Genomic DNA, 24,339 nt, shown 5'->3' with positions numbered 1-24,339 from the left:
CGACCCGTCAGCACCGCCTCAGCAGCGCCGGTGAAGGGGGTTCTAAGGTTTACCAAACAAAGCCGCAAGCAGAAAATGACGTCCTGGGCGATTTTTTTCCATCTTTCCGCTTAACCGTTATTTATCAATATCTTAAGTGACGCTATGTACCCCCTCGAACGGCGATCTCATCAGTTGAAATACAAGTCGTACCTACACCTGCCTGCGCCTCCAGTAATCGTACCCCTATATATAGACAGGGCGACCCATCACACCACAAGACTCAATCGAGTCGGAAGCGATTCAATGAGTCGGAACCGGCCTAAAAAACCATGCTGGCACTCAACTCAGGTATAGAATCCGCGCATCTCTACCCTCGCCGGGCTTGCGCATTGGTCCGGGATGCTGTGTGGTCGCCTCTGTAAGATGCCCGGGTTAGCCGTGAAATGACCACCAATACAGCCGACATGTTTCCACGCATAAGTACCGTAGGCTACGACGGCCTTCTTGTTTCCTTTGCCGATGCCATGGCCGAACCCTCGAACCGGGCGGCGCTGGCCTTTAGGGGCGCGATCGACGCGGCATCCTGGGACGGTGTTGTCGAAACCTCTGCATCCCTTGCATCGGCCTACCTGAGGTTCGATCCCGACAAATTACCTCGCGCTGAAGTCCAAGATAGAGTGCGACACCTACTTGCACAGCAAAATTGGTTTGAGGCACCACTGCCTGCCGGTCGAAAATTGTGGCGGGTCCCGACAGTTTATGGGGGCGAGCTTGCTCCGCAACTGGACGAGGCAGCGGCGGCGGCGGGGCTGGATTCCATGGAAGCCGTTCGACGGCTGAGCGACACAAAGGTACGCGTATTGACCATCGGCTTTGCACCGGGGCAACCGTACCTTGGTCCGCTTGGTCCTGAATTCAATATTCCGCGCCTGAAGGAACTGACGCCCATGGTCCCAGAGGGGGCCTTGGTATTGGCAATTTCCCAATTCGTACTGTTCTCGGGCCCCACTCCGACTGGCTGGCGGCATGTGGGCCAAACCGCATTTCGCTGCTTTCGCCCTGACGCACCGCAGAGCTTTGCGTTGAAGCCAGGGGATGAAATGCAGTTCCTGTCCGTTTCGCGCGACGAACTGGAAACCATCCGCGCCAACAACTCGGACGGCTCAGGCGGGGCCACCTGCGAGGAGATCGCGGGATGGGTCTGATTGTTCATCGCATTGGCCCGGCCTGCACCATACAAGACCAGGGCCGTGTCGGGTATCTGGATCAGGGGCTGTCCCGATCCGGCGCCGCCGACCAACTGGCCCTGCACGAGGGCGCAGCGTTGCTGCGTCAAAGCCCGGGACTTGCCGCTTTGGAAATGGCGGGAATGGGTGGCGAGTTCGAGGCAACGCAATCTCTCGGCATCGCTCTGACAGGTGCTCCGATGCAGGCCAGCATTGATGGCGCACCTGTGGTCTGGAATGCGTCGCACCAGATGGTAACCGGGCAGCGGCTGGTGATTGGTGCTGCGACGCGCGGGACCTATGGCTACCTGCATGTCAACGGTGGGATCGCGTCCGAAGCCTTTCTGGGATCACGCTCAGCGCATTTGACCGCCAAGATCGGAAGCACCATTCAGACCGGAGATACATTGCCTGTCGCCGACGGATCAGGCGTGACGGGCATGAAGCTTAACCCGGATGATCGCTTCTCGGGTGGCGTTCTACGCGTGATCGCCAGCTTTCAGACCCCCCTGTTCGATCAGGAAACGTTGGACCGCTTTGTGCAAACCGAGTTTCGGCGTGGCAGTCGGGCCAACCGAATGGGGATGCAGTTGGATAGCGAGGGCGAAGGTTTCGCGGCTCAGGGTCAGCTGAACATTCTGTCCGAGGTCATTACCCCCGGTGACATACAGATGACCGGAACAGGCAGCCCCTTTATCCTGTTGCCTGAATGTCAGACCACTGGAGGTTATCCCCGTATCGCGACGGTTCTGCCTTGTGACCTTCCGCGCGCGGCACAAACCCCGGCGGGCGGGCGGATCAAGTTCGAATTCGTGTCACTGGACGAGGCCACAGCCCTGCAAACCGCCCACAATGCCGAACTTGCCCGGCTACCTATGCGAGTCGAACCGCTGGTCCGCGATCCGCATGACATCCCGAACCTCTTGTCCTACCAATTGATCGGCGGAATGATCTCCGCCACCGACTAGGGAGTACCACGTATGCCAAGCGTCGATCTGAATGCCGATATGGGCGAAAGCTTTGGCCCCTGGAATATGGGCGATGATGAAAATCTGCTTAAGATTATCACCTCTGCCAATATCGCTTGTGGCTTTCACGCCGGCGACCCGGATGTGATGGCCAAAACGATGACACTGGCTGCGGAAAACGGCGTCGGGATCGGCGCGCACCCGGGCTTTCCTGACCTGCAGGGATTTGGCCGGCGGAATATGAAAGTTCCCCATGATTCCTTGCGCAATCTGGTTCGTTACCAACTGGGCGCTGCGATCGGCATGGCCAAGGCCGTTGGCACCGAAGTGCGGCACCTGAAACTGCACGGGGCGCTGGCCAACATGTGCTCGGTCGATATCGACATGGCCCGAGCCTGTTATCAGGGCGCGCTGGATGTCGATCCGGACATCATCATCATGGTTTTGGCCGTTACCAAACAAGAAGAAGCCGTGCGCGAACTGGGGTGCAAGTGGGTCGGCGAGATCTTTGCGGACCGGGCCTATAACGACGACGGAACTCTTGTCGACCGCGGCCTGCCCGGCGCGGTTATTCATGACCCCGAAATTGCCGGACCGCGCATCCTGAACATGGTGCGCGAAGGTGCCATCATCACCGAAAGCGGCCAGCGGCTTGAGACATCCATCGACACGATCTGCCTGCATGGCGACGGTCCAACCGCGGTACAAATCGCCCGTTCGGTTCGCACATCCCTGATCGACGGCGGGGTCGATGTGACAAAATTCATGCGGTAGAAAGAAGGGCGTAATCCTGACGATCTATCCTCTGACTGTTGCCTGTATGGAATACAGACCCTAGCATGCCCGACAAGTGCATGTTCTGAATACCACAATTCCAAGCAACGCCATGCCAAACCGGTATAGGCAAGGAGGTTGGCCAATGTCTTTTGATCTGATGAATTACGAACCACGCGGCGACAAAAAGAACTCTGAGTTCTTCCACCAATATCTGCCGATGATCTACGAACGCCGCCAAAGCTCGGGCGTGGCTGATCAGGTCGGGGCGATGCAGGCGATCGTCATTCAGGTCGAACCGGACGCGATGTTCGACACGCTGATCGAGCTTTATGTCATGACACCCTACCGACATACGGCCAGCTATCTGGGTCAGACGCACAAATTTGCGGTCATGCACTCACACACCGATTATCCTGCGATTATCGTCATGGCGCCACTAAGCCCGACCTTCGAAGACTATATCCCGCGCATCAACCGTATGTACCCGCTGGCCCGCAACACCCCCCAGACCCGCTATGTCGGAGAGATTTATGGCGCCACGGACCTCAAGACCCTGACCAAAACGCTTGAAGATCAGAACATCAGGTTTGAGTACAAGGGAGACACCGAAAACCCGTTCTACACTTCGGACGGGTTCAGATTTACGTCTCCGTCCGATTTCACCTGTAACAGAGTTGGCTACTCATCCCTGGATTTCAACGACACCGACAGCCTCGGTTTGGGTGATCGGATATTGCTGAGCAATGACGAACAGGTGCGACTGGATCAGGCGGCGGCGTTCGGGGCAGACAGCAAAATCGCGCCTTTGATGCTGGGGGTCGACCACCTTGCAACACGCATTCTAGCCGGCGAGCGTGAGGACGCCATCCTCGAGTTTCTGACCATGGTGCCCTATTACTTTTGGGGCGCGTACAACATCTTTGAGATGAACTCGTCTACCAATGTGAACCGAAACGCGAATGTGGATGATGACAAGAAATCCCCCGCCAAGGTCTTCACCGCGAACAACACGCCCTCCTTCGTCAATTCCTTTGAACAGCTGCCGATGCCGACTGAGGATTTCGTGCGGAACTTTGGCCGTCGCCTGCACCACATGGCAATCGAGATCCAGGACGGCGACCACGGCGCGGGTGAAAAGAACGTCGATTTTGTGGTCAACACACTCAAGGATGAAGGGGTGCCGTTCCTGGCCCATGTGGTGGGCGAGTGTAAGGATGATCCGAACCTCAAGCAGATCTTCTCAAAGCATTCGAAGTATACGCTGTTGATCACTGAGTATATCGAGCGCTGTCACCACTATGACGGGTTCTTTACCAAGGATAACGTTGCCGCCCTGACCGCGGCGGCAGGTCAGGATGAACAATACGAACACGGCCACGTCTTCGACTGACAAAAAAAGGCTGCGAGTTTCCTCGCAGCCCAGATCCATTCAGGAGAGTATGCCGAGCCTTATGACGGCCCGATCATGAAACAAGTGACATTCCGGGCCTGCAACCGGCGACAAGCCAGATCGGCCTGTTCGCGGGTCATGCCCTGGAATGTCGCGTCGAAGCCGCGCGAGCTTTGGTTTACCTTGCGCAGCGTGCCTTCCAGAGTGGTCATTTCCGACAGAGCGGTTTTCAGTAAGATCTTTTCCGCCTCATATCGGGTGGTATAGCGGCCTACGTTCACACCCCATAGCCGCCCGCCCGATGTGGACAGGCGGGTGACGATCTCTTGCTCGGGTTCGGGCTGGGCTGCCGGATCAGTCGAGGCCAGAACCAAATCAGCCGGCCGTGCCGCGGGACGGGTTGAGTCCCCGTCACCAGACGGTTGGATGTCGGCCGCCGCAATCGCCGCGGCGATACCATCCTTGATGCGCGTGCCATTTTTGGCAGCCGTCTCAGCCACGGCGCCAGCAACCTGAACTGCAGCACCCGGTCCGGGGCGCAGAACGGGGCGCAGACTGGATTTTGGCGCGATAGTCAGGGCCGCGACTGTCGCTCCCAATCCTGCGTTTCCGGCATAGGTGGGGCGGGCCGGCTTGCGGATCGGGGCACGCGAGGGGGCTCGGCGGAATCCCATGTCCAGCAACTCAGCCACTTTTGCATTCCGCGATGCGCCGGATTTGCCACCAAAGACAGTTGCGATAATGCGTTCGTCCTTGCGTTTGGCCGATGCAACCAAGTTAAAGCCAGCAGCCCGCGTGTATCCAGTCTTGATCCCATCCGCACCTTTATAGGCCGCCAATAGGCGACGGTTCGTGTTTGGAACTGTCTTGACCCCGGCATGCGTGGATTGGCGCGAGAACAGGTTGTAATACTGCGGATAGTCATAAAGCAGGTGGCGACCCAACGTGGTCATATCCCGCGCGGTCGACAAGTGACCTGATTCCGTCAGGCCATGTGCGTTCTTGAACGTCGTCCTGCTCATACCCATGGCCTTGGCCGTGCGCGTCATGCGACGGGCGAATGCGGCTTCGGATCCACTGATCGCGATGCCAATCGCCGTGGCCGCATCATTGGCGGACTTCACGGCAGCCGCCCTGATCAGATATCGGAACGCTATGGTTTGCCCAGTGCGAAGGCCCAGCTTCGAGGGGGGTTCAGAAGAGGCCTTTTTTGTAATCCGAACGGGCGTGTCCAAGGTTATCTCACCATTCCGCACCGCCTCGAATGCAATGTAGAGTGTCATCATCTTGGTCAGAGAGGCCGGATGCAGTCGGGTGTCAGCATTGCGCGAATGCAAAACCTCGCCTGTCCGGGCGTCGATGACCATCGCCGCATATGGTGCCGCAAATCCCTGCATTGGCGCGAAGGAGAGCAGCCACAAGAATGCTATAAGAAATAAGCCCATCCGGGCCGGAACTGTCCGCCGAACCTGCACGATCTTTGCCTCTGTCTACCTCAGGCCGCCGGGTTTTCCCGGTCAGCGTTAATTATTTTTTATTGCCTACAAGGCTAACACAGAGACCCAATGAAATAAACCGAAAGCGTGCAAATTCGCTGTTTTGTTAAGCGTCCAAACCGGCACTACATGTAGATGCGCGCAGCCCGCAACCTACCACATCCACGCAAATTGAACCCCTTAACGTAAATCCCGTCTCGTTTTTTGAAAACTGAGGCCAATTGGCAACATCAATTTAGGCGCTGAACCAGATCAGCAAGTTCGCCCAAGTCCCGCAGTTCGCTATAGCGCGGATTGTCCGCAGGGGTTTCGGCCTTCTCAATCTCCCAGACCAACCCATGAGGCACATAGACGCCCCAACACCCGGCCTGAATTGGGGCGACGACATCGGATCGCATCGAATTGCCCACCATCATTGCAGAATCACAACCCTCACCATGTCGCGCAAAGATTTCACGGTAGGTTTGAGCCGATTTTTCGGACACGATCTCGACCTCGTCGAACAACTCTCCCAGACCGGATTGCGCCAGCTTTCTCTCTTGATCGATCAGGTCGCCCTTGGTGATCAGAATCACTCGATGCGTATCAGACACCGCTTCGATGGCCTCCCGCGCGTGAGGTAACAGCTCGATCGGGTGGGCCAGCATGTCCTGCCCCGCTTCGACCAACTGGCGGATAACCGAGGCTGGAACACGATCCTCAGTCACCTCAATAGCGGTTTCGATCATCGAAAGGGTGAAGCCTTTGATTCCGTAGCCGTAGTGACGGATATTGCGTTTTTCCGCAGCAAGCAGTCGATCCAACAGGTGATCGCGATCAGCGTGATCGGCCAGCAATTCCGTGAAATGCGTCTGCGTCAGTTTAAAAAACCGCTCGTTGTGCCAAAGCGTGTCGTCGGCGTCGAACCCAATTGTGGTCAGCGCTTTTTCCATTTCGATTACGTCCTGCTGGCTCTTTTCTCTGGCCCCATGCACGTTATATAACCGATCAGACAAACCGAAGCCTGAATCGGACAAAGGCGCAATGACTGAACACAAATGGATGATGTCTGACCAACCGGACAACGACGATGATCCGTCGCTGTTGGTACAGACGCGCCCTAAGACCAAGCGCCCGCCGTTGTACAAAGTACTGCTGCTGAACGACGACTACACGCCGATGGAATTCGTGGTGCATGTGCTCGAACGTTTCTTTGGCATGACCCATGCCGAAGCGTTCGAAATCATGTTGATCGTCCACAAGAAAGGCGTCGCCGTGGTTGGCGTGTTCAGCCATGAGATCGCCGAAACCAAAGTGGGCCAGGTCATGGACTTTGCCCGCAGGCACCAGCACCCCCTGCAATGCACAATGGAACGGGAAGAGTAAGGCCGCCTAGCCTTCTCTCTCATATTTGCCGATGTCCCCTCGTCTTGATCTTGCCCTGCAAAGCGGCCTTGAGCTGTCGCAACCACTCAGCGTGCTTGGGCCGACATCCGACTGCGATCTGTCGGCCCTGCCGCGTGAAACGCAGGTTGTGCAGCCATTCAAACCGTTTCACGACCACTTTGCCGGACAGGGCTTTGCCGCTGTGCCGGACGCCCACGACCCTTGTCAGGATGCCATCGTGATCCTGCCCCGCGCCAAGGCGCTGGCGCGCAGTATGGTGCATCAGGCCTGTCAGCGGGCCAGGGGACAGATTGTCATAGACGGTGTCAAAACCGACGGCGTCGATAGCCTGCTGAAAGACATCCGCAAACGCGTTGACGTCGAAGGGCCCATCGCCAAGGCGCATGGCAAGATTTTCTGGTTCCAATCCGCACCCGAGGCTTTTGCCGACTGGGCCGCCCCGGACAACCAGACAGTCGATGGCTTTCGGACCGCGCCCGGCGTGTTCTCTGCTGATGGGATAGACCCTGCCTCGGCCCTGCTGCTGGGCGAATTGCCCGAAAAGCTGGGCGCAAGGATCGCTGATTTGGGCGCTGGCTGGGGGTATCTCGCAGCCGGTGTGCTAAAGGCCGCCAATCCGCGCGCGTTACATCTGGTCGAGGCTGACCAGATCGCCCTTACCTGCGCACGCGTCAATTTGGCCAAGACCTGCGCGCAGTTCCACTGGGCCGACGCCGTCACGTGGAACGCGCCGGAACCGTTGGACACGGTGATCATGAACCCTCCGTTCCACACATCGCGCGCCGCCGACCCTGAGCTGGGTCAGGGCTTTATCAAATCCGCAGCTCGAAACCTGACCCGGAGCGGCAATCTGTGGATGGTCGCAAATCGCCACCTGCCCTACGAGGTCACGCTGGCCGAGAATTTCGTACAGGTTCAGGAGGTGTCCGGCGACAATCGGTTCAAGGTGTTTCACGCCTCTCGCCCTCGACGGTGATCCCGGTTAACCTCTGCCGCAAATCAGGAGACAACGCATGTCCTTTTCCATAGCCGGCAAGACCGCCATTGTCACAGGCAGCGCCAATGGGGTCGGACTGGCCATCGGGCGCCACTTTGCGGATGCCGGCGCCAATGTCATGTTCGCCGACATGGACGAAAAACGGCTGTCCGACGAGCTTGGCGAACAGGCCGATGACAGCAACATCCGGTTTTTTGCTGGCGACCTGCGGGAAAAGCTGACCATCGCGAACCTGCTGTCTGCCACGCTTGATGCGTTTGATCAGGTGGACATCTTGATCAATGGCGCGCGCCAGGTGATCCCGTCCGATCCGCTGGACGCGGACGACGATTCCGTGCGCATGCTGCTCAATCAGAACCTGATGCCCTCGCTGCGTCTAAGCCAGGCGGTCGCCAAACGCATGATAAAACAAGCAGGTGACACTGACGAAGGCCCCGCCGGGTCGATCATCAACCTGTCTTCAATCGCGGCGCGGCGCACCCACCCCGATCTGATGGCCTATTCCGTATCCACCGCCGCACTGGATCAGATGACACGTTCGCTGGCCGTTGCCCTTGCCCCGAAACGGATCCGCGTCAATTCCATAGCGCTGGGATCGGTCATGAGCGCCTCGCTGCAGTCCACGCTCAAGGAAAACCGGGACTTTCGCAACGATATCGAGAGACATACGCCCTTGGCCCGGATCGCAGCCCCGAACGAACTGACCGAAACGGCACAGTTCCTGGCCTCGGACGCAGCCGGCTTCATCACCGGACAAATTCTGACAATTGATGGCGGCCGCACCTTGCTGGACCCCGTCGCAGCTCCGGCTCATTAATCCCTATGTTCGATACCGAAAAATCAACCGCCGCCGCGTGGTTCCGCCAATTGCGCGATGAGATTGTCGCCGCGTTTGAGGCACTTGAAGACACCCACAGCTCTGGCCCTTTTGCAGACACAGCACCTGGCCGGTTCGAGGTCAAGGAAACCAAACGCCAATCCGAGGACGGCAGCGATGCTGGCGGCGGGTTGATGTCCGTGATGCGTGGCGGGCGTGTCTTTGAAAAGGTCGGTGTCAATGTCTCGACCGTATACGGCACTTTGGGTGCGCGGGCACAACAGGCCATGGCGGCGCGCAAGGGAATTCCGGGCATGACCGAAGATCCGCGTTTCTGGGCGTCGGGCATCTCTCTGGTCGCGCATATGCAAAACCCGCATGTACCGGCCGTTCATATGAACACCCGCATGTTCTGGACCCCGCACGCATGGTGGTTCGGCGGCGGTTCGGACCTGAATCCTTGCATCGAATACGATGAGGATACAGCGCATTTTCATGCCACCCAAAAGGCGCATCTGGATCCACATGGTCCCGGCCATTATCCCCGCCTGAAAGACTGGGCGGATGAGTATTTCTATATCCCTCACCGCAAGCGCGCCCGCGGCGTGGGTGGGATATTCATGGATGACTATTGCACCGGAGACTGGGCCGCCGATTTCGCGTTGACCCAGGATATCGGTCGCGCGTTCCTGCCAGCTTTCCTGCCGTTGGTGGAAAAGCGCCGAGTCCAGGGGTTTGATGAGACAGCCAAAGACACGCAACTGGTGCATCGGGGCCTTTATGCCGAATACAACCTCGTCTACGACCGGGGCACAAAATTCGGGCTGGAAACCGGCCATGACCCGGATGCGGTGCTGATGAGCCTTCCGCCAATGGCAAAATGGACCTGATAGATTAGCGGAACCCAAAATCCAGGAAGTTGTCAAAGCAATAGCCCTGCGCGGACCCCGCCGACATGTTCTCACCCACACGTTTTACGGTAATCGAATATCCCGGCGTGGTATCGACCCCATCGGGTGGGGTAAGTGAAAACTGCACCGTGCGCACGCCCTTTTCGTAGGCGCGGACAATGTAGATACGCTGAGTTGCTTTGGTTCTCAGGCTGCGAATAGCAAAGTCGCCTATCCCGCACCAATACGAGACCGGGGCCGAAGAGCCACTTACGGCGACCTCGTATACACCGTTGTTCATAGGCGTGACTGTGGTTTTGAAACCTGGGTAAGCGCCGATTCCGATCCCAATTCCCTGTGCAAATAAAGGCGACACCGCAAATGTTGCCAGGGCCGCTATTTTCAAAACTCGCATAATGGCAATTCCTGTTTCGAAACAATTATTCAAGATCATACCGGACACGTGGTCCGAGTAAAGCGGCGCCATTTTCGGGATTTTGTCCGACAGGATCCCGACACGGCACATACAGGCAAAACAGTATCATTTTGGATCTTAAGCAAATAGGATCAAGGCATATATTGTCTGGGGTTAGTTTTGAGCAAAGCGTTTCCAAATGACTGGTTTGTTATCCCATCCGAAAAATACGCGGATTTCGGCGACATGTTCTATCTTGCATCGCTGACCAATACACACAGACCGCGCACCCTTGGACAGGTGCTTTATGCCTTTGAAACGCCTTTTAGGTTGAACCAGTACCACATTTTCCGGCAGAACGGTTTCCCGCGCGGGTTTGTGACTTTCGCAGGCCTCAGCCGCGAAGCCGAGCGTCGGTATGCCATTCAGGAAAAGCCACTGAAGGATACGGATTTTGCCAGCGGCACGTCCTTCTGGATCGTCGACCTCGTGGCCCCATTTGGACAGACCAACCAGATCGTCGACATTTTGAAGAAGGAAATCCCCCACCCCGGGTCCGAACCAATCGGATGGACAGCGACCTGACCCGAAATCGCATCGTGGAATGGACCCGAGACGACGCGGGGGAGGTACACATGAAGCTTTACCGGAAGAAAGAATTTCGTGAGGTCCTGAAAATGGAGGGGTCTTGAAATAGTATCGATCGTAGGGACAACAACTGGCTTTGTGACCGGAGATCCCCCTAATCAGGCCAGTGGCGATCTTGGCTTGACCGGTTTTCCTCGGACGCAATCCTGGTCGATCTCTGATCAGCCATCACTGGGCGTGGCCTCCATTAACCCAAATACCGGCGAATGGACCTACACGGTCAATCAAAGCGATTTTGACGACATCCCGTTCGGGACTACGGTCACTGATACCTTCACGGTACGGGTCACCGGATTGGACTTTTTCTTCCAACCATATGACCTGACCCAAGAGATCACCATCACCCTTGAAGGCGTGTGCTTTACTGCAGGCACCTTGATCCTGGCTGAAAAAGGCAATCAACAGATAGAAACCCTGAGTGTTGGCGACAAGGTGATGACCGTAGATCGCGGGCTGCGACCGATCCGGTGGGTGGAAAGCAGCGCCTTATCGCCGGACCGATTACGTGACAATCCGGCCATGCGCCCGGTTCGGATCAAGGCCGGCAGCCTTGGCGCAGGACAGCCCGAACGCGATCTGCTGGTATCACAGCAGCACCGCATTCTGGTCAGCGGACCAAAGGTCGAGCTTTTGTTTGGCACGCCCGACGCGCTGGTTGCGGCCAAGCACCTTTGTTCCTGGCCAGGTATCGCGATTGACACCTCGGATGACCCTGTCGAATATTTTCACATCCTGCTGGATAACCACGAAATACTGACAGCCGAGGGCGCACTGGCTGAAAGCCTCTATCTCGGCGAGGAATCCCTGTACACACTGTCCTCGGACGCATTGCAGGAGCTCGCTGCCATTTTCCCCGACACAGCCACGCCGAATAGGATGGGCTTCGGCCGGGCAGCCCGCCTGATCCTGCGAGAATTCGAAGCCCGCGCGCTGGCTTAGACCCCGCGCAAGTGCCCGCCCACGTCCTGCGGTGCCAGTGCGACCGTTTTGATGACCGCAAAACAGGGTTTGCCCGGTTCCAGCCCCAACGCTTCGACTGAGCGGCGGGTGACGCGGGCCAATACAGAACCCGCGGGCGTTTTTACGGACACAATCGCACCCGGCCCCTCGCCCGCGCGGATCGTGTCGACTGCTCCTTCCAGAACATTTAAGGCCGAAAGACCCTCGGGGCGTTTGCTGGACAGAATAACCTCTTGCGCGGGAATGCGGATGCGCAGTTCTTCCGCAATTTGCAGGGGTATCCGGGGCAGAAACAAGGGCGACCCGCCTGCGTCCAACTCGGTCAGCCCGTCCGAATGATGTTTGACGACCCGAACCTGCAACACTGCACCGACGGCCCGCACACCAGCCGGTGCGACTGACGGATCGGCCAATACTTCGGAGGCGGGTCCATGCCGTAAGACCTTACCCTCTTGCAGAGCGACAACCGATGTCGCCAAGCGCGCAACTTCTGCAGCCGAGTGTGTGACGTACAGAATCGGCACCGAAACCTCATCCCGCAGCCGTTCGAAGTAAGGCAGGATCTCGGCCTTTCGTGCGTCGTCGAGAGCCGCTAGAGGTTCATCTGCCAGGATCAGGCGCGGACTGGCCAGAAGGGCGCGCCCAATGGCAACACGCTGTTTTTCCCCACCGGACAACCCCGCAGGGCGCCGGTTCAACAGGTGCCCGATCCCCAGCATTTCGATCACTTTGTCCGGGCTTTCGCGGCGCGCGCTCTTGGGTGCAAACCATTTCCCATAGAATAGATTCTGGCGCACGGTGAGATGTGGAAAAAGACGGCCTTCCTGAAAAATGTACCCCAGCCGTCTTTTGTGCGGCGGCAACCAGAGGCCTTGCGCGGTGTCGAACAACTCCCACTCGTCTACAGCAACCCGACCGGCCATGGGTTTCACCAAACCGGCGACTGCATTTACAATGGTTGTCTTTCCAGACCCGGACCGCCCAAACAGAACCGTCACACCGGGTGGCGCATCAAAACTCAGATCCAGCTTGAGGTCGGGTAGATCGTGCTGCAGGCGAACAGACAGGCTCATGATCCGGCCACCCGTGCAGCGACACGCCGCCCAATGAACTCGGACAACAGCAGCGCGCTCATGGCAACCACGATCGAAATAACCACCAAACGGGTGGCCGCTGCTTCGCCGCCCGGGACTTGCAGAAAGGCATAGACCGCCGACGGCAGGGTTTGCGTCTGGCCGGGGATATTCGACACAAAGGTAATCGTGGCCCCGAACTCTCCCATCGCTTTGGCAAAGGCCAGTATTGCCCCGGCGATTACGCCGGGCAGGATCATCGGAAGGGTCACCGTTACAAATACAAACAGGCGCGATGCACCTAGTGTCGCCCCGGCCTGTTCCAGTTTGGGGTCCACAGCTTCGATCGACAGGCGTATGGCCCGCACCATCAGCGGAAATGCCATAATACCCGCGGCAAGGGCAGCCCCGGTCCAACGAAACGCCACGACAATTCCGATCTCTGCCAGCAACTTGCCCAGCGGCCCCTGAATTCCAAAGGTCAGAAGAAGCAGATAGCCGGTCACCACCGGTGGCAAGATCAAGGGTAGATGCACCAGCCCATTCAAGACCTGCCGACCCGGAAACCGCCAACGGGCCAGCGCGTAGGCAACGAATATGCCCAACGGCAATGTCACCAACGTTGCCCAAAACGAAACGCGCAGCGACAGTTTCAGTGCCTCAAGCTCTGCAGGTCCCAACCACCCCATGCCGCTATCCGTTCGGCAGGGTGAAACCCTGCTTTTCAAACACGGCCCGCGCGGCCTGAGATTGCAGGTACTTCAGAAACACCTGCGCGCCGTCTGCACCTGCTGTCGTCACTGCTGCAGGGTAGATGATGGGCGGATGCAGGCCAGGCGAAAACTCGGCGATGACCCGAACTCGTCCCTCGACCTGCGCATCGGATCGGTAGACGATCCCCATAGGGGCCGCACCAGTGGCAACCAGTGCAAGGGCTGCACGCACATTATCCGTTTGCGCGACCTGAGCCTGAACACCCTGCCACAGCCCCAAGCTCTCCAACGCCGCCTTTCCGTAGATCCCTGCCGGCACGGCATCAACCAGCGCCATGGCCAGGTATCCACCATCCAGTGCGGAGGCCAAAGCGACTCCGGGCCGCATTTCGCCAATGTCAGCCCCTTCGTCCCCAGCGACCAGAACCAGGCCATTGCCCAGCAGATCTACACGCGTAGTGGGGTCAATCAGGCCCTGTTCTTGCAGCACATTCATCCAGTCCACATTAGCGGAAATGAACAGATCTGCCGGGGCACCCAATTGAATTTGGCGCGCAAGAACGGACGACGCCGCGTAAGAGACGGTTACGCCCTGCCCAGTTTCTTGCTCAAAATCAGATGCCACCTCATCAAGCGCAGTTTTGAGGCTGGCCGCTGCAAACACCAAAATCCCCTCGGCCCCTGCGCGGAGCGGGGCCAGCGTCAAAGCGCCCAGAACCAGGGCCGCGATCAGAACTCGGCGCGCGTGGGACAGGATCGGTTTTCTCCCGCCTGGAAAGTTGCAGTTCCTTTGGGGATATCTGAGGCGGCAGGTGACACGCAAGCGCCTTTGCAATCACCCACGAGGCAGAACGCAAAACGACAGGCCCCACACAATCGAAACGACCCCACAACAAAAGGCACGGCGAATTTCCCGCCGGATTGAATTACCAGTGGCGAACAAATCAGATTATGGGAAAGAAAAACTGCCGGACCCTCTTGCACCCGGGCGCAGGCTTGGCTACATGCACCGTCACGGGTGATTAGCTCAGTTGGTAGAGCGCTTCGTTTACACCGAAGATGTCGGGAGTTCGAGTCTCTCATCACCCACCAATTCATCCGTGCAATGCATCAAGGACTTATGCGACTAGCGCTTATTGCTGTGCCGCCCGTGGAACTGTGTTCGCTGCGCATCGTCTCTGCATTCTGGTAGGTAGTTTGCTCTGTGTTTCTCTATTAGCTCGAGTTTATTGCCCCCCAGCTTTAGACAACATAGCCTTCGCATAATCACGTTTTGCTGTTGCGCGGTCCTCGAAGCGAGCATGCACGACGCAAAAGAATAAGTTGCTGTCATCTAGACCGTTGCGAGGTGTAAACCAATCAAAGGGGTTGGTCGGCTCGACCGACGCAAACTGATTAGTCGGTGGCGCGACAGGTGTTAAATTGGCTTCACTGTTCGTGATATCTTCGAGCAATGTTGGACGTGCAGTGCCGGTATCCGGTGTGAGAATACCCATGATCTGCTCGCGACCAGCCGGAACGAAACGCCCGCTCTCCTCGACTGGAAACCGGATCGGCTGTCCGGCATAAACATCCCGTTGAACTTCACTTTTCTTAACAACAATAGTTCCGTTAACGAGCACGTAAGGAATACCCTCTGACGGAAGACCTTGCTGACCGAGCGTATAATTCGCCTTTTCGGTCACTGATACCGGATCGAAAATCGTGATGTCCGCGACCATGCCTTCTTGCATACGCCCACGCACCTGCATTGCGCGCAACCCTGTGTCACCCAATCGTTTCGCATGGATGTAACTTAACTGAGTGAGTGTGAGCATTAGCGGCACATTCGCTTCACGTGCCAGTCTCAAAACAAGCGCGTGGCTGCCTGCTGACCGAGGATGCCCAGCATAGTCTTCGTAGGGGGCATCCCAACTCATCAGATTGCCATCGATATCTAGCCCGGCCATACCGTCGCCCGAAATGCCATAGCCCGCGATAGTGATCCAATCGTTTAGCCATTGCTCTCTTGGAGGGCTAAAAACAATGGCCGTCCGTCCCGGCTCATTCTCAGCGAAACTCAAGAATTCGTCTTTTGTCACAAAGCGATCAAGTTGGGGGTCAAAGATGGTGTCTTCGTATTTGTACCCCATCGAGCCTTCCCAGTTTTCGGGGGCGATAATCGAGGCTCCGTAGTTTCCCGACCCGGCTGTCCAAGGATAGTAACTAGACCAGACGTTGTAGCCTTGGTCGCGGGCCATCTGGAGCTTTTCCTGATTTTCCCACCAGCCATAGTCATTGTCATGGTGTATATGGAGCGGTGCGCCAAGCACCATCGCGTTGACCAAGATTTCATTTACACCCGTCTGTGTTTCTGTCGGCGTCGAAGCACTCGGATGAAATCGGTGATGGACGGAGGTCAATCTACCGTAACGCGCCGCAGCCCGCTGCGCTTCGAACATCTCATAGGTTGTAATACCTTCGCGGGCGTAGCCGATGGTCGACCCCACTCCGAGGGCCCCTAGACGTAGTCCCTCATCCAGCTGGGCAGTGATTTCGTTCATCTGCTCACGGTTGCTTGGAACAGAAGACCACCCCTCGACGCCATCTTCCACGGATTGTGCCCTCAGTGCGAAGAAGTTCCGGAAGTCTATATCCCCACCTTCAAGCACGAGGCCGTCATGAACCCGCATCCGTGCGAATTCTTGCCCAACGACCGTACCATAGTTTGCCTGTGTTGCGCCTTCGCGCGCACTATACCATTCGTCGATGTTCGCTGCCCCAACCTCAAAATCCATTTGAGTCGTAACGCCATCACGAAGGTTTACCTTGATACCCCAAGGGTCCAGCCCATGCTGCTCGAGATCGATAAACCCGGGGGCAACAACGTGCCCTGTCGCGTCGATGGACTCGCTACCATTAATTTCTTCGTCAGTAATTGCAGTGATCCAGCCGTTGCTTATTCCCACGTTAGCGATCTGATCGAACCCGGTTTCCGGGTCCACTACCCGTCAGTTAAGAATGACAAGGTCGTAAGTTTGCGCGACGCACAATGTCGAACACACAGACAACGTACCAGCCAGAAACAAGGTACGCATGGATAGATCCTCCCTTTTATTTACAAAACTGAATGTATCGTTGTTATTGGCGTCTGCTTTCGACCCAAATTAGAATACGATCCGGGTTCTTAGGCCGAACAGCGTAATGCTGTCCTGAGTGGGGTTTTGCAGCGGGTTAGAAATGAACTGCAGTGACGGCGTCATTTGCAATCCGGGTGAGATTGAAAAGCGGTAGAAAGCTTCAAGCGTGAACTGATCGCCATCTATGCCTCTTGCTTCGGCCCAGTTTAGGCCCAGACCGGCCAAATCGGTATTGCGACCGTAGTAACCGAGACCGGCAGAAACGGACCGATCATAGAGTGCTGCTGTCCCTTTTGAGGCCCCTGCCCGGAAGAACGGCATCCATTTATTGCCAACAAACCATGCCGCCGAAAACGCAGCGCCGTAGTCTTCTGGACGGCTACCATCGTCAGCCGCATCCGCATGCCAAAGGGTCAGATGGATATTGTCGAAGTAGATGCGATCAAAGCCGGAGGTGTAACCAAGTTCAAGTGATTTGAAGAGATTGCCATCGCTGAACACATCAAAGTTTGGATCAGACGGGTCGGCGTTTGCGTCCGAGACGCTCGCAACAGCATAAATATTTTCGCTAAGTTTTACGCCACCAGCAATGCCAAGGCCTTGATTGGGCGTGTTAATTGTCGGATTGGTATTGAAAGACAGGTTTTGGAAACCGCTGTAGGGGCTTACCAACCCATAGATATCCACAAAGTCCGTTACATCAATCTGCCCGACTTGCAGCGTCCACGAGCCGTTCGCGGCCCTTTGGGTCCAAAACAGGTTGGTCAGCAGCAAACCATTATCGTTGAAGGCTGTCCCTGTGATCGAAAGGGCTCCACCATCCAGACCAAGAAACTGCGGGGCAACATCAGTATAGCCGTGCCGGTCTTCGATCTTGAATGTCAGGGAACCGCGTTCAGTTGCCTGCCAACTACCGTAGAGGCGCGCAATTCCGCTGGCCGCTTCGCTGGCACCCAGATCAGCATTCGTAGTTTGGCCCAATGCCAAGTAATCAATGTTGAAACGAAACCCACCTTCAGCCAGCCGGTCTTTCCACTGAAACCAACCCGGTGCGATGTTGCGTGGAAAATCCGAACGATACTGCGGATCGGTCAGCCCATCTCCGGGGTCGAGGTCAGCTTCGACCGAAGATGGCCCAGATAGTCCCTGAGCCGACGCTGCGCCAGCAATGGAAATACTCAATACGGCAACCAGAAGTCTTATCATTCAGACGCCTGTGCCCCACCGGTCTTGCGATTTCCTGCCGCGCGGATGCGATCAGCAGCACGCTGCTTCCATTCCAACCTGTCTGCCTCGGTTTCCAGAGTTTCGACACGTTCCGCCTCTAGCTGGAAAGTCGCATTCATAGGCATGAGGCCATCCACAACCATCATATTATGAACGGAAGGATCGATAGTCAGCGTGCCTGTCAGCCGAACGGGTTCGTGGAAATAGCTAGGCGCCCAGTCCCCGTTCAACCGCACACGGATCATCTGGTTAGGCGGAGGTGGAGGCATGTGGCTGCACATCCCTCTTTCTGGCACCAAATACGCCACAGGCCGGCCGTCCGGATCGCTTGGAGCAGGAATGGCAAAGCCCGCGAGTGTGATTGTTTGACCGTCGAATTGCAGATTTCCGTTTGTTCCAGCCTTTCTTCGCCGTTCCGTCACGACCTCTCGCTGATCGAGTAGCCAGTCGACATCAATCCCATCAGTCGCCAAGGCATTCTCAGTCTCGGTCAGGAGCTCCTGCCATTTTTGTCTCTCTGCTTCGCTGCCACTATCCTGCTGTAGCCTGCCGCGCAGCCGTACGACGTAAAGGACATCGTCGAACTGTTCGGCGCTAAGTTCGCGATAGGGGTCTTCAAAGACCTGCGCGGACGGGTCAGGCAGGTCAGACCAGTCCAACGCGGTTCCTGGCGTCGCCATGACAGGATGACCACACCAGACCAACCCTGCGAATACTAAGGAGCGGAACCAATGGTGCATAAATACTCTCCGGCTGTTGAGACAGGTCAATCCAGTGTGTTTTTGTAGATGACGCCGTCCTTCATGATCAGTCGGATCGTATCTGGGCTTTCAGGCCTCGGGTCGGCACCGAACCACTGATCACCCGTGCCAACAACCGAGAAGTCTTCAAGTGGGTTACCGTCGATCAGCAGGATGTCCGCATAGGCTCCTTCCTCAATCACACCCAGATTGCCCTCGGGATAGGGGTTCATGAATGGTCCGGACAAAGCGGCGATTTCACCGCCAGTAGATGTCATTGCGACCAACGAGGCGTGAGAGCCAAAGAACTCATTATTGAGATGTTTTTCATAGGCAATTTGAATATTGCAGGCGGCTACAGAACCTACGCAATCCGTGTGAAACCCTCTTTTAGCTGGGCACTCATTCATGTTTTTTATGTAGTCGCCAAAAGCCTGCGTAGCTGACTGTGCCTTTCGTAAGCTGGCTGGGACATCTCGAATGGCAGGAATATCGAAGAGATTTGGATCAAATGCGGTGAGATTGGTCGTGATGTAGGCTCCTTTCTCTTCCATCAGCGCTGATATTTCACAATCAAACATGAACCCGTGTTCAATTGATCGCACACCAGCATTCAGTGCCGCCATGATCGTTTCCTTGCGGTAGGAATGGGCCATGACGTAGCTTTCGTATTCGTTGGCAACCTGCACGGCCGCTTCTAACTCTGCCGTCGATCCTGCCAATAACTGCCACGGGTCAAACACTGAAACTACACCGCCTGATTGCATGTACTTCAGTTGTGTTGCTCCCATCCGGAAGTTGTTACGAGCAAACTTGTACATGTCAGAGACGCTGTCGACTTCTTGGGCCATATTCAGACGGCTGAAGTTCGAAGACTGGCCAACAGGCGCCGTAAAGTTGGCGAAATCAGCATGGCCACCACGCGTACTTAGAAAAGCAGCCGCAGGGTAGAAACGCGGCCCGGCAATGGTCCCGGTGTCGATTGCGCGGCGAAGACCTCCATTAGCGCCACCTGCATCTCTTACGGTGGTAAAGCCTTGCATTAAGTACATCTCAGCCATTTGAGTGCCGTGAATCGCGAGGTCTTCCCAAGTGCTGTTGGCTTCCATTGCGGGCAACGTGGGTCCTGGCAGCATCAGGTGTGCGTGATTTTCGATGAAGCCGGGGGTCAGTGTCCTCCCTTCTCCGTCAATGACCGTAGCGTCGGGGGCATCGATTGCGTCGGTTGATACGGCCTTAATCAGATTGCCCTCGACCAATACGCTGGCATTCTCGATGCGCTGTTCACTCACTCCATCGAAGATGTGCACGTTGGTAAACAACGTTTGGGGTTCTTCTTGATCCTGAGCCTGCGCGGACGCTGAAAAAGCAAGTCCTGCCGCGACAATTGCCGTCGAGCAAAGAGACATTCGTAAGCCGGACATAAGTACTCCCTTCATATTCATGTTTTGCCAACTATAGTCTGGAATTCATTGGCTCGGTTGCCCCTTTTGAATTAGGATGTACGAATGTGACTGCAAAAATGGCCACTTCTTAAAGCTAATCCAACAAGGGTTATGAGCTTGCCTTTCAACTCCACCTCCCGAGAGCATAGCGAGGGCTTTGTTCGCCTCTCTTTAGCCGCTCCCTTTCTGCAATATCTCACCGAACGTAAGATCAATCCGCAACCAGCATTGGATCAGGTCGGCTTGAAAGCTGAACTGATGACTAACCCATCCGTGTTCGTTCACTCCGAGTTGGTTTACGGCTTGGTAAATGCTTTCTCAGAAGTATCAGGGGATCGATACCTAGGACTGAATGTAGGGGAAGCGTTTGACCTACAAGGATGGCCGCCCTTCGCTCAAGCCTTGCAATCTACAAAAACGCTGTTCGAGTTTTTTACCCGCTTTGTTGAGCTCGTGCCGCAGGAGTCCAATTCTGTGCGGCACAGCCTTGTCATCGAAGCAGACAAAGCGACTTATCGTATCGAGAGGCAACAGGAGCCAACTGTCCCACCCATTCAGGTGACCGGTTTTGGTGCCGCAATCTATGTACGCCTATTGCAGACCGTCGTCGGAGAGTCCTGGGACTCTTCCCGTGTGCGATGGGAAAGCAGATACATCAATGGGCTGCCTATCGATTACAAAGGGATCGAGGTTGGCCTTGGGACTGATCCCGGAATGCAAATTAGTTTTCCTGTGGAATGGTTGTTTTTGCACCACGTCTCTGAGGGTTCTGCCAAGCCCATAGCATCACTTCGACAAGATGAAGAAGTAACCGTGGTGGCAGCTTTGCGATCTGTCTTACACGACAAACTGGATGAAACCGATTTGGGACCAGAGATGGTGGCTGGAATGCTGGGACTACAACCGGAACGGTTTCTGAAGGCGCTTCAGCAACAAGGCACAACGTTACCCCGCGAAATCAAACGGTTGCGTGTCGATGTCGCCAAAGAGCACCTCAAAGAAGGCCAGATGACAATTGCGGAGATTGGTCTGATGCTCGGCTATTCCGACAAGTCCCATTTCACTCGCTTTTTCCGAGGTCAGACCGGAATGACACCGACCAAGTTCCGCCTCGGTGTATAGTTACGTTGCAAATACTTGGGCTGCTTTTTCACTACATAACAAGCGCAAGCCGACAAGAATTTGCAACACACTTTTTGGTGCCCCTTTCTAAGGATAACAGAGGGACAATTGCCCCCATAGCCCTGCGGCGGTGCATGCCGCGCTGCGCCTCCGCTGCACCAACTCTTTATTTTAGTTCGATCAGCGACAAACCTGATCTCAACAAGTTGTCATATGATCTTGATGTGCCCAGAAGACCGTGTGACCATCAAGCCACTGACAACACGAGACATCTCTCGAAGATAGCGCTGGTTGCGACAGTGAAAAACAGCACCATGTTGCACGTGCGGAATAGGGTAACCGCTGAGAAGTGGACGATGAGAAAGACAACGTTCCAACGGAATATATTGAGGACAGCACCATGAAAAAGATCATAACGTTCGCACTTGTCGCTGCTCTTCCCAGCGGCGTACTGGCGCATTCCAAGGTCGAAGAAACAACCCCTGCCGACGGAGCCACAATAACCGCTGTGCCCGCTGAAATTGGCCTCAACTTCTCTAAGGACATCCGGCTGACACGGATAGAATTGGCACATCAAGAACATTCCGCGGCAAGCCTAGAATTGGGCGACCAGAAAAGTTTTGGTCAGGAGTTCAAGATCCCACTGCCGAGCAATGGAACGGGCACCTATGTCATTGAATGGCGCGGTCTTGGTGAAGACGGTCATGCGATGCAGGGCGAGTTCTCCTTTACCGTGGAATGAGCATGCCAGACATTTGGGGCATTGCGGCAATCCTCGCAAAGCTAGGGCTCTACATCGGCTTTGCGGGCTCCACCGGGCTTATGATAGTTAGCTGCCTCTATTCCGGCTTTGTCGCACCGATAAACCTTGTGATGAAACGCCAAGCAAGGGCCTTAGCATGCCTTGCTCTCGCCGCAACTGTAGTTGTCTTCATGCTTCGTGGGGCCGCCTTAACGGGCGGAGTTGACGGCATGGTCGACCCGGAAATGCTTGGATTACTTTGACAGACCCCCGTGGGCGACGTACTAGTTTACCGGCTTGTCGGTGCAGCATTGATCCTTGTGGGATTGTCTATTCCTCGATTTGGCCACTGGATCGTACTCGTGGGTGGTACATTGGCTTTGTGGTCCTTTGCGCAGATAGGGCACGTGCCGGAACTAAAGAGTGTCGGTGTTCAACTCTTGCTCCTATTGCACCTGCTTTGTGTGGCCTTCTGGGTGGGCATCTTTAGCCCGCTAAGGAATATGGCCCTAATGCCTGAACACCTGACCAATGCTGCTGAATTAGGGCATAGGTTTGGGCAAGCTGCTACATTGGTTGTACCGGTATTAATCGTGGCAGGTCTCTGGATGGCTTGGTTGCTTGTTGGCAATCTCCAAGGGCTCTTGCTCACCGGCTACGGGCAGGCATTGTTGTTCAAGGTGTTCCTTGTGGCGCTGCTGATGATCCTCGCCGCTGCAAACAAGCTCCGATTTGTTCCGGCTATGCAGGGTGGAGAGGCAAAGGCAGCGCAACGCCTAGCCCGATCCATCGAAGTCGAGGCAATAATCGTATTAGTTGTGCTGGCGACAACGACGACACTCACGAGCGTGCTAACGCTTCCGAGTTAAGGTAGGGAGAGATGAACAAACACCTGTGCGCGCTGGCTGTATACAGCATTGGCACCAACGTCGCTACAGATCATGAGTTGACAGACAGAGACCTAACGAATGGGCTGGAACTCTACGCAGTGCACTGTGCTTCATGCCATGAAGTTAATCTAGAAGGCTACGACACTGCCGCGAGGTGTTCCTAATGCTCGACAACTTCGAAACACCAGCCAACGCAGCCGAGGGTGCTCAGGACGATGCACAGTCTGAAGACTTCCTATGCAGCGCGACACAGGTAATGACTGCTAACAAATCACTAGACCTGACCTACTACTATCACACGATGTACGACCGCACTGTGCACATGGTTGATCTCAAACAAATTGACTTCCAAGCGGTGGGTGACGCGATGATAGTCTTGCCTATAAGTGGCAATCGCGAACCCCCAATCGTCGACATAACATCGACCAATTAATCAGATGCGCACTTGAGCCACGGAAACAATAGAGTGGAAACGTGGCCCTAGACCTCAGCCCAAATGTACTAGTTGCTCATATGCAAGTGTGACACACTATAAACCGCCACACTACAATCATGTTCACTATCAGTGCATCAGTCGCTCGACGGTGATTCCTCTAGGCTCCACCAAATCCTGACGGATAATCCGCTACCCGTAGTTCTTCCTTTTTCGCAGAAGAAATATCCTTTTTGGCCGAACCGGACCTTAGTTCAAAATACGGATAAGGTCAGCTGCGCCCATGTTAGTCAATGCTACGCGTTCGACGGACAACCGCTTTGCCGATCCTACTGCAATTCGCTGTAGGGGCAGACATCTTCTTCAAACGGAACGTAGCGGCGGGAAAAATTGCTACCTTCTACGGCTGCCGGACGGCTAATCCTATCCATCCGGAAATGCCGAAAGTCCTCCCGCTGTGGGTCCCAGCCAACGAGGTACCACAAAGGGGGCAGAATCAGCATTGCCTGTGGCTCCACTTTACGGTGGGTCTGCCGTCCTTTTGCATCGCGATACGCAAAGGAGATGAGCTGGCGCCCAAGGAATGCCGTTTCAAAAGCAGGTAGCAACTCAGCATCCATTTTGCCCATGCCCGAAAGGTCTTGCTGCGGGGACAATTGACCAATGTGTAAGCAGTCCAAGAAAGCGCGCAGGTCGCGCACTTTGTCTGCGGGCAGGGCCTTTTCGATCTTGGCTAGTCCGGCATCTGCCAGTTCCGAGAAAGGAAGGTTTCCCGCCGCCCGCATGGCTGCCACGCTGATGAGCAGTGCAAAGACCTCTGGCACCGATAGCTTGGCTGTTGTCTGCATGGATTGCGGATCAAGCTGCAAGCCGCCACCGCGCC

General features: G+C 55.9%; 25 protein-coding genes and 1 tRNA gene. 15 read left to right on the top strand and 11 right to left on the bottom strand.

Features of this window, described 5'->3' with window-relative positions; all coding sequences use genetic code 11:
- Positions 1 to 425: 425 nt before the first annotated feature.
- The 4 genes from AC2FFH_RS22255 (at position 426) to AC2FFH_RS22240 (ending at position 4,343) form a co-directional block, all read left to right on the top strand.
- Positions 426 to 1,187, top strand: a complete 762-nt coding sequence (locus tag AC2FFH_RS22255) for a 5-oxoprolinase subunit B family protein (RefSeq protein ID WP_496845344.1) — start codon at positions 426 to 428, stop codon at positions 1,185 to 1,187.
- Positions 1,178 to 2,176, top strand: coding sequence for a 5-oxoprolinase subunit C family protein (locus AC2FFH_RS22250; protein WP_496845343.1), 999 nt, complete (start codon positions 1,178 to 1,180; stop codon positions 2,174 to 2,176). The genes AC2FFH_RS22255 and AC2FFH_RS22250 overlap by 10 nt, the downstream gene beginning before the upstream one ends.
- Before the next feature lie 12 nt (positions 2,177 to 2,188).
- Positions 2,189 to 2,950: a LamB/YcsF family protein gene (locus AC2FFH_RS22245; protein WP_496770699.1), complete on the top strand. Its 762-nt coding sequence runs from the start codon at positions 2,189 to 2,191 to the stop codon at positions 2,948 to 2,950.
- A gap of 145 nt (positions 2,951 to 3,095) precedes the next feature.
- Positions 3,096 to 4,343 carry a hypothetical protein gene (locus AC2FFH_RS22240; RefSeq protein WP_496770685.1) on the top strand — a complete coding sequence of 416 codons (1,248 nt, stop codon included), beginning with the start codon at positions 3,096 to 3,098 and terminating at the stop codon, positions 4,341 to 4,343.
- A gap of 59 nt (positions 4,344 to 4,402) precedes the next feature.
- On the opposite strand, the gene AC2FFH_RS22235 is transcribed toward AC2FFH_RS22240, so the two are convergent.
- On the bottom strand, positions 4,403 to 5,788 hold the full coding sequence (locus AC2FFH_RS22235; protein ID WP_496845342.1) for a D-alanyl-D-alanine carboxypeptidase family protein: 1,386 nt from the start codon (positions 5,786 to 5,788) through the stop codon (positions 4,403 to 4,405).
- A gap of 281 nt (positions 5,789 to 6,069) precedes the next feature.
- Positions 6,070 to 6,771, bottom strand: a complete 702-nt coding sequence (locus AC2FFH_RS22230; RefSeq protein ID WP_496845341.1) for an HAD family hydrolase — start codon at positions 6,769 to 6,771, stop codon at positions 6,070 to 6,072.
- Positions 6,772 to 6,862: 91 nt separating this feature from the next.
- On the opposite strand from AC2FFH_RS22230, the gene clpS reads away from it, so the two are divergent.
- Genes clpS through hemF form a run of 4 tightly spaced genes read left to right on the top strand, consistent with a single transcriptional unit; the run spans position 6,863 to position 9,929 of the window.
- Positions 6,863 to 7,204 carry an ATP-dependent Clp protease adapter ClpS gene (gene clpS / locus AC2FFH_RS22225; protein WP_058271961.1) on the top strand — a complete coding sequence of 114 codons (342 nt, stop codon included), beginning with the start codon at positions 6,863 to 6,865 and terminating at the stop codon, positions 7,202 to 7,204.
- A gap of 31 nt (positions 7,205 to 7,235) precedes the next feature.
- A complete protein-coding gene (locus AC2FFH_RS22220; RefSeq protein WP_496845340.1) occupies positions 7,236 to 8,201 on the top strand; it encodes a class I SAM-dependent methyltransferase in 966 nt (321 codons plus the stop codon).
- A gap of 37 nt (positions 8,202 to 8,238) precedes the next feature.
- Positions 8,239 to 9,039, top strand: a complete 801-nt coding sequence (locus tag AC2FFH_RS22215) for an SDR family NAD(P)-dependent oxidoreductase (protein WP_058271963.1) — start codon at positions 8,239 to 8,241, stop codon at positions 9,037 to 9,039.
- 5 nt (positions 9,040 to 9,044) lie between these two features.
- Positions 9,045 to 9,929 (top strand): oxygen-dependent coproporphyrinogen oxidase, encoded by an 885-nt coding sequence (hemF, locus tag AC2FFH_RS22210; protein ID WP_496845339.1) that lies wholly within the window; start codon positions 9,045 to 9,047, stop codon positions 9,927 to 9,929.
- A 4-nt stretch (positions 9,930 to 9,933) separates the two neighbouring features.
- Here hemF and AC2FFH_RS22205 read toward each other — a convergent pair whose 3' ends face one another.
- On the bottom strand, positions 9,934 to 10,230 hold the full coding sequence (locus tag AC2FFH_RS22205; RefSeq protein ID WP_496725959.1) for a hypothetical protein: 297 nt from the start codon (positions 10,228 to 10,230) through the stop codon (positions 9,934 to 9,936).
- Between the two features lie 294 nt (positions 10,231 to 10,524).
- Between AC2FFH_RS22205 and AC2FFH_RS22200 the strand changes: the two genes are divergently transcribed.
- Together AC2FFH_RS22200 and AC2FFH_RS22195 are read left to right on the top strand one after the other, a co-directional pair.
- Positions 10,525 to 10,929 carry a toxin-activating lysine-acyltransferase gene (locus tag AC2FFH_RS22200; RefSeq protein ID WP_496845338.1) on the top strand — a complete coding sequence of 135 codons (405 nt, stop codon included), beginning with the start codon at positions 10,525 to 10,527 and terminating at the stop codon, positions 10,927 to 10,929.
- 141 nt (positions 10,930 to 11,070) lie between these two features.
- Positions 11,071 to 11,931, top strand: coding sequence for a Hint domain-containing protein (locus AC2FFH_RS22195; protein ID WP_496845337.1), 861 nt, complete (start codon positions 11,071 to 11,073; stop codon positions 11,929 to 11,931).
- On the opposite strand, the gene modC is transcribed toward AC2FFH_RS22195, so the two are convergent.
- Genes modC through modA form a run of 3 tightly spaced genes read right to left on the bottom strand, consistent with a single transcriptional unit; the run spans position 11,928 to position 14,492 of the window.
- The gene (modC, locus tag AC2FFH_RS22190) at positions 11,928 to 13,025 is read right to left on the bottom strand and encodes a molybdenum ABC transporter ATP-binding protein (protein WP_496770665.1); all 1,098 of its coding nucleotides are present in this window, start codon (positions 13,023 to 13,025) and stop codon (positions 11,928 to 11,930) included. The genes AC2FFH_RS22195 and modC overlap by 4 nt on opposite strands.
- Positions 13,022 to 13,714 carry a molybdate ABC transporter permease subunit gene (modB, locus tag AC2FFH_RS22185; protein WP_496725955.1) on the bottom strand — a complete coding sequence of 231 codons (693 nt, stop codon included), beginning with the start codon at positions 13,712 to 13,714 and terminating at the stop codon, positions 13,022 to 13,024. Before modB ends, modC begins: the two co-directional genes overlap by 4 nt.
- 4 nt (positions 13,715 to 13,718) lie before the next feature.
- Positions 13,719 to 14,492 (bottom strand): molybdate ABC transporter substrate-binding protein, encoded by a 774-nt coding sequence (gene modA / locus AC2FFH_RS22180; protein WP_496770704.1) that lies wholly within the window; start codon positions 14,490 to 14,492, stop codon positions 13,719 to 13,721.
- Between the two features lie 262 nt (positions 14,493 to 14,754).
- Between modA and AC2FFH_RS22175 the strand changes: the two genes are divergently transcribed.
- A tRNA-Val gene (locus AC2FFH_RS22175) sits at positions 14,755 to 14,830 on the top strand.
- Positions 14,831 to 14,964: 134 nt separating this feature from the next.
- On the opposite strand, the gene AC2FFH_RS22170 is transcribed toward AC2FFH_RS22175, so the two are convergent.
- The 4 genes from AC2FFH_RS22170 to AC2FFH_RS22155 form a co-directional block, all read right to left on the bottom strand.
- A complete protein-coding gene (locus AC2FFH_RS22170; RefSeq protein ID WP_496845336.1) occupies positions 14,965 to 16,722 on the bottom strand; it encodes an amidohydrolase family protein in 1,758 nt (585 codons plus the stop codon).
- 162 nt (positions 16,723 to 16,884) lie between these two features.
- Positions 16,885 to 18,063, bottom strand: a complete 1,179-nt coding sequence (locus tag AC2FFH_RS22165; protein WP_496845335.1) for a carbohydrate porin — start codon at positions 18,061 to 18,063, stop codon at positions 16,885 to 16,887.
- Positions 18,060 to 18,824, bottom strand: coding sequence for a DUF3299 domain-containing protein (locus AC2FFH_RS22160; protein WP_496845334.1), 765 nt, complete (start codon positions 18,822 to 18,824; stop codon positions 18,060 to 18,062). Before AC2FFH_RS22160 ends, AC2FFH_RS22165 begins: the two co-directional genes overlap by 4 nt.
- 26 nt (positions 18,825 to 18,850) lie before the next feature.
- Complete coding sequence (locus AC2FFH_RS22155) at positions 18,851 to 20,248, bottom strand: metal-dependent hydrolase family protein (RefSeq protein ID WP_496845333.1); 1,398 nt, start codon at positions 20,246 to 20,248, stop codon at positions 18,851 to 18,853.
- Between the two features lie 132 nt (positions 20,249 to 20,380).
- Here AC2FFH_RS22155 and AC2FFH_RS22150 point away from each other — a divergent pair, with 132 nt between their 5' ends.
- The 4 genes from AC2FFH_RS22150 to AC2FFH_RS22135 all read left to right on the top strand — a co-directional run bounded on the left by AC2FFH_RS22150 (position 20,381) and on the right by AC2FFH_RS22135 (position 23,456).
- Positions 20,381 to 21,391 (top strand): helix-turn-helix domain-containing protein, encoded by a 1,011-nt coding sequence (locus AC2FFH_RS22150; RefSeq protein WP_496770651.1) that lies wholly within the window; start codon positions 20,381 to 20,383, stop codon positions 21,389 to 21,391.
- A gap of 349 nt (positions 21,392 to 21,740) precedes the next feature.
- Positions 21,741 to 22,133 carry a copper resistance CopC family protein gene (locus AC2FFH_RS22145; RefSeq protein WP_496725948.1) on the top strand — a complete coding sequence of 131 codons (393 nt, stop codon included), beginning with the start codon at positions 21,741 to 21,743 and terminating at the stop codon, positions 22,131 to 22,133.
- A 272-nt stretch (positions 22,134 to 22,405) separates the two neighbouring features.
- Complete coding sequence (locus tag AC2FFH_RS22140) at positions 22,406 to 23,002, top strand: CopD family protein (RefSeq protein ID WP_496845332.1); 597 nt, start codon at positions 22,406 to 22,408, stop codon at positions 23,000 to 23,002.
- A gap of 184 nt (positions 23,003 to 23,186) precedes the next feature.
- Positions 23,187 to 23,456, top strand: a complete 270-nt coding sequence (locus AC2FFH_RS22135; protein WP_496845331.1) for a hypothetical protein — start codon at positions 23,187 to 23,189, stop codon at positions 23,454 to 23,456.
- Between the two features lie 329 nt (positions 23,457 to 23,785).
- On the opposite strand, the gene AC2FFH_RS22130 is transcribed toward AC2FFH_RS22135, so the two are convergent.
- A partial coding sequence (locus tag AC2FFH_RS22130; RefSeq protein ID WP_496770647.1) for a helix-turn-helix transcriptional regulator occupies positions 23,786 to 24,339 on the bottom strand: 554 nt, incomplete at its 5' end.

It is taken from the genome of Ruegeria sp. YTSC003, assembly GCF_059609785.1.
The sequence above is the reverse complement of the archived record's forward strand: the minus strand, read 5'-3'. Positions and strand labels throughout refer to the sequence as shown.

Excerpts from the sequence above, each read along its gene's own strand:
- AC2FFH_RS22255 (WP_496845344.1), top strand. The coding sequence starts at position 426 with ATGACCACCAATACAGCCGACATGTTTCCACGCATAAGTACCGTAGGC.
- AC2FFH_RS22250 (WP_496845343.1), top strand. The coding sequence starts at position 1,178 with ATGGGTCTGATTGTTCATCGCATTGGCCCGGCCTGCACCATACAAGAC.
- AC2FFH_RS22245 (WP_496770699.1), top strand. The coding sequence starts at position 2,189 with ATGCCAAGCGTCGATCTGAATGCCGATATGGGCGAAAGCTTTGGCCCC.
- AC2FFH_RS22240 (WP_496770685.1), top strand. The coding sequence starts at position 3,096 with ATGTCTTTTGATCTGATGAATTACGAACCACGCGGCGACAAAAAGAAC.
- AC2FFH_RS22235 (WP_496845342.1), bottom strand. The coding sequence starts at position 5,788 with ATGGGCTTATTTCTTATAGCATTCTTGTGGCTGCTCTCCTTCGCGCCA.
- AC2FFH_RS22230 (WP_496845341.1), bottom strand. The coding sequence starts at position 6,771 with ATGGAAAAAGCGCTGACCACAATTGGGTTCGACGCCGACGACACGCTT.
- clpS (WP_058271961.1), top strand. The coding sequence starts at position 6,863 with ATGACTGAACACAAATGGATGATGTCTGACCAACCGGACAACGACGAT.
- AC2FFH_RS22220 (WP_496845340.1), top strand. The coding sequence starts at position 7,236 with ATGTCCCCTCGTCTTGATCTTGCCCTGCAAAGCGGCCTTGAGCTGTCG.
- AC2FFH_RS22215 (WP_058271963.1), top strand. The coding sequence starts at position 8,239 with ATGTCCTTTTCCATAGCCGGCAAGACCGCCATTGTCACAGGCAGCGCC.
- hemF (WP_496845339.1), top strand. The coding sequence starts at position 9,045 with ATGTTCGATACCGAAAAATCAACCGCCGCCGCGTGGTTCCGCCAATTG.
- AC2FFH_RS22205 (WP_496725959.1), bottom strand. The coding sequence starts at position 10,230 with ATGAACAACGGTGTATACGAGGTCGCCGTAAGTGGCTCTTCGGCCCCG.
- modC (WP_496770665.1), bottom strand. The coding sequence starts at position 13,025 with ATGAGCCTGTCTGTTCGCCTGCAGCACGATCTACCCGACCTCAAGCTG.
- modB (WP_496725955.1), bottom strand. The coding sequence starts at position 13,714 with ATGGGGTGGTTGGGACCTGCAGAGCTTGAGGCACTGAAACTGTCGCTG.
- AC2FFH_RS22165 (WP_496845335.1), bottom strand. The coding sequence starts at position 18,063 with ATGATAAGACTTCTGGTTGCCGTATTGAGTATTTCCATTGCTGGCGCA.
- AC2FFH_RS22160 (WP_496845334.1), bottom strand. The coding sequence starts at position 18,824 with ATGCACCATTGGTTCCGCTCCTTAGTATTCGCAGGGTTGGTCTGGTGT.
- AC2FFH_RS22155 (WP_496845333.1), bottom strand. The coding sequence starts at position 20,248 with ATGTCCGGCTTACGAATGTCTCTTTGCTCGACGGCAATTGTCGCGGCA.
- AC2FFH_RS22150 (WP_496770651.1), top strand. The coding sequence starts at position 20,381 with ATGAGCTTGCCTTTCAACTCCACCTCCCGAGAGCATAGCGAGGGCTTT.
- AC2FFH_RS22135 (WP_496845331.1), top strand. The coding sequence starts at position 23,187 with ATGCTCGACAACTTCGAAACACCAGCCAACGCAGCCGAGGGTGCTCAG.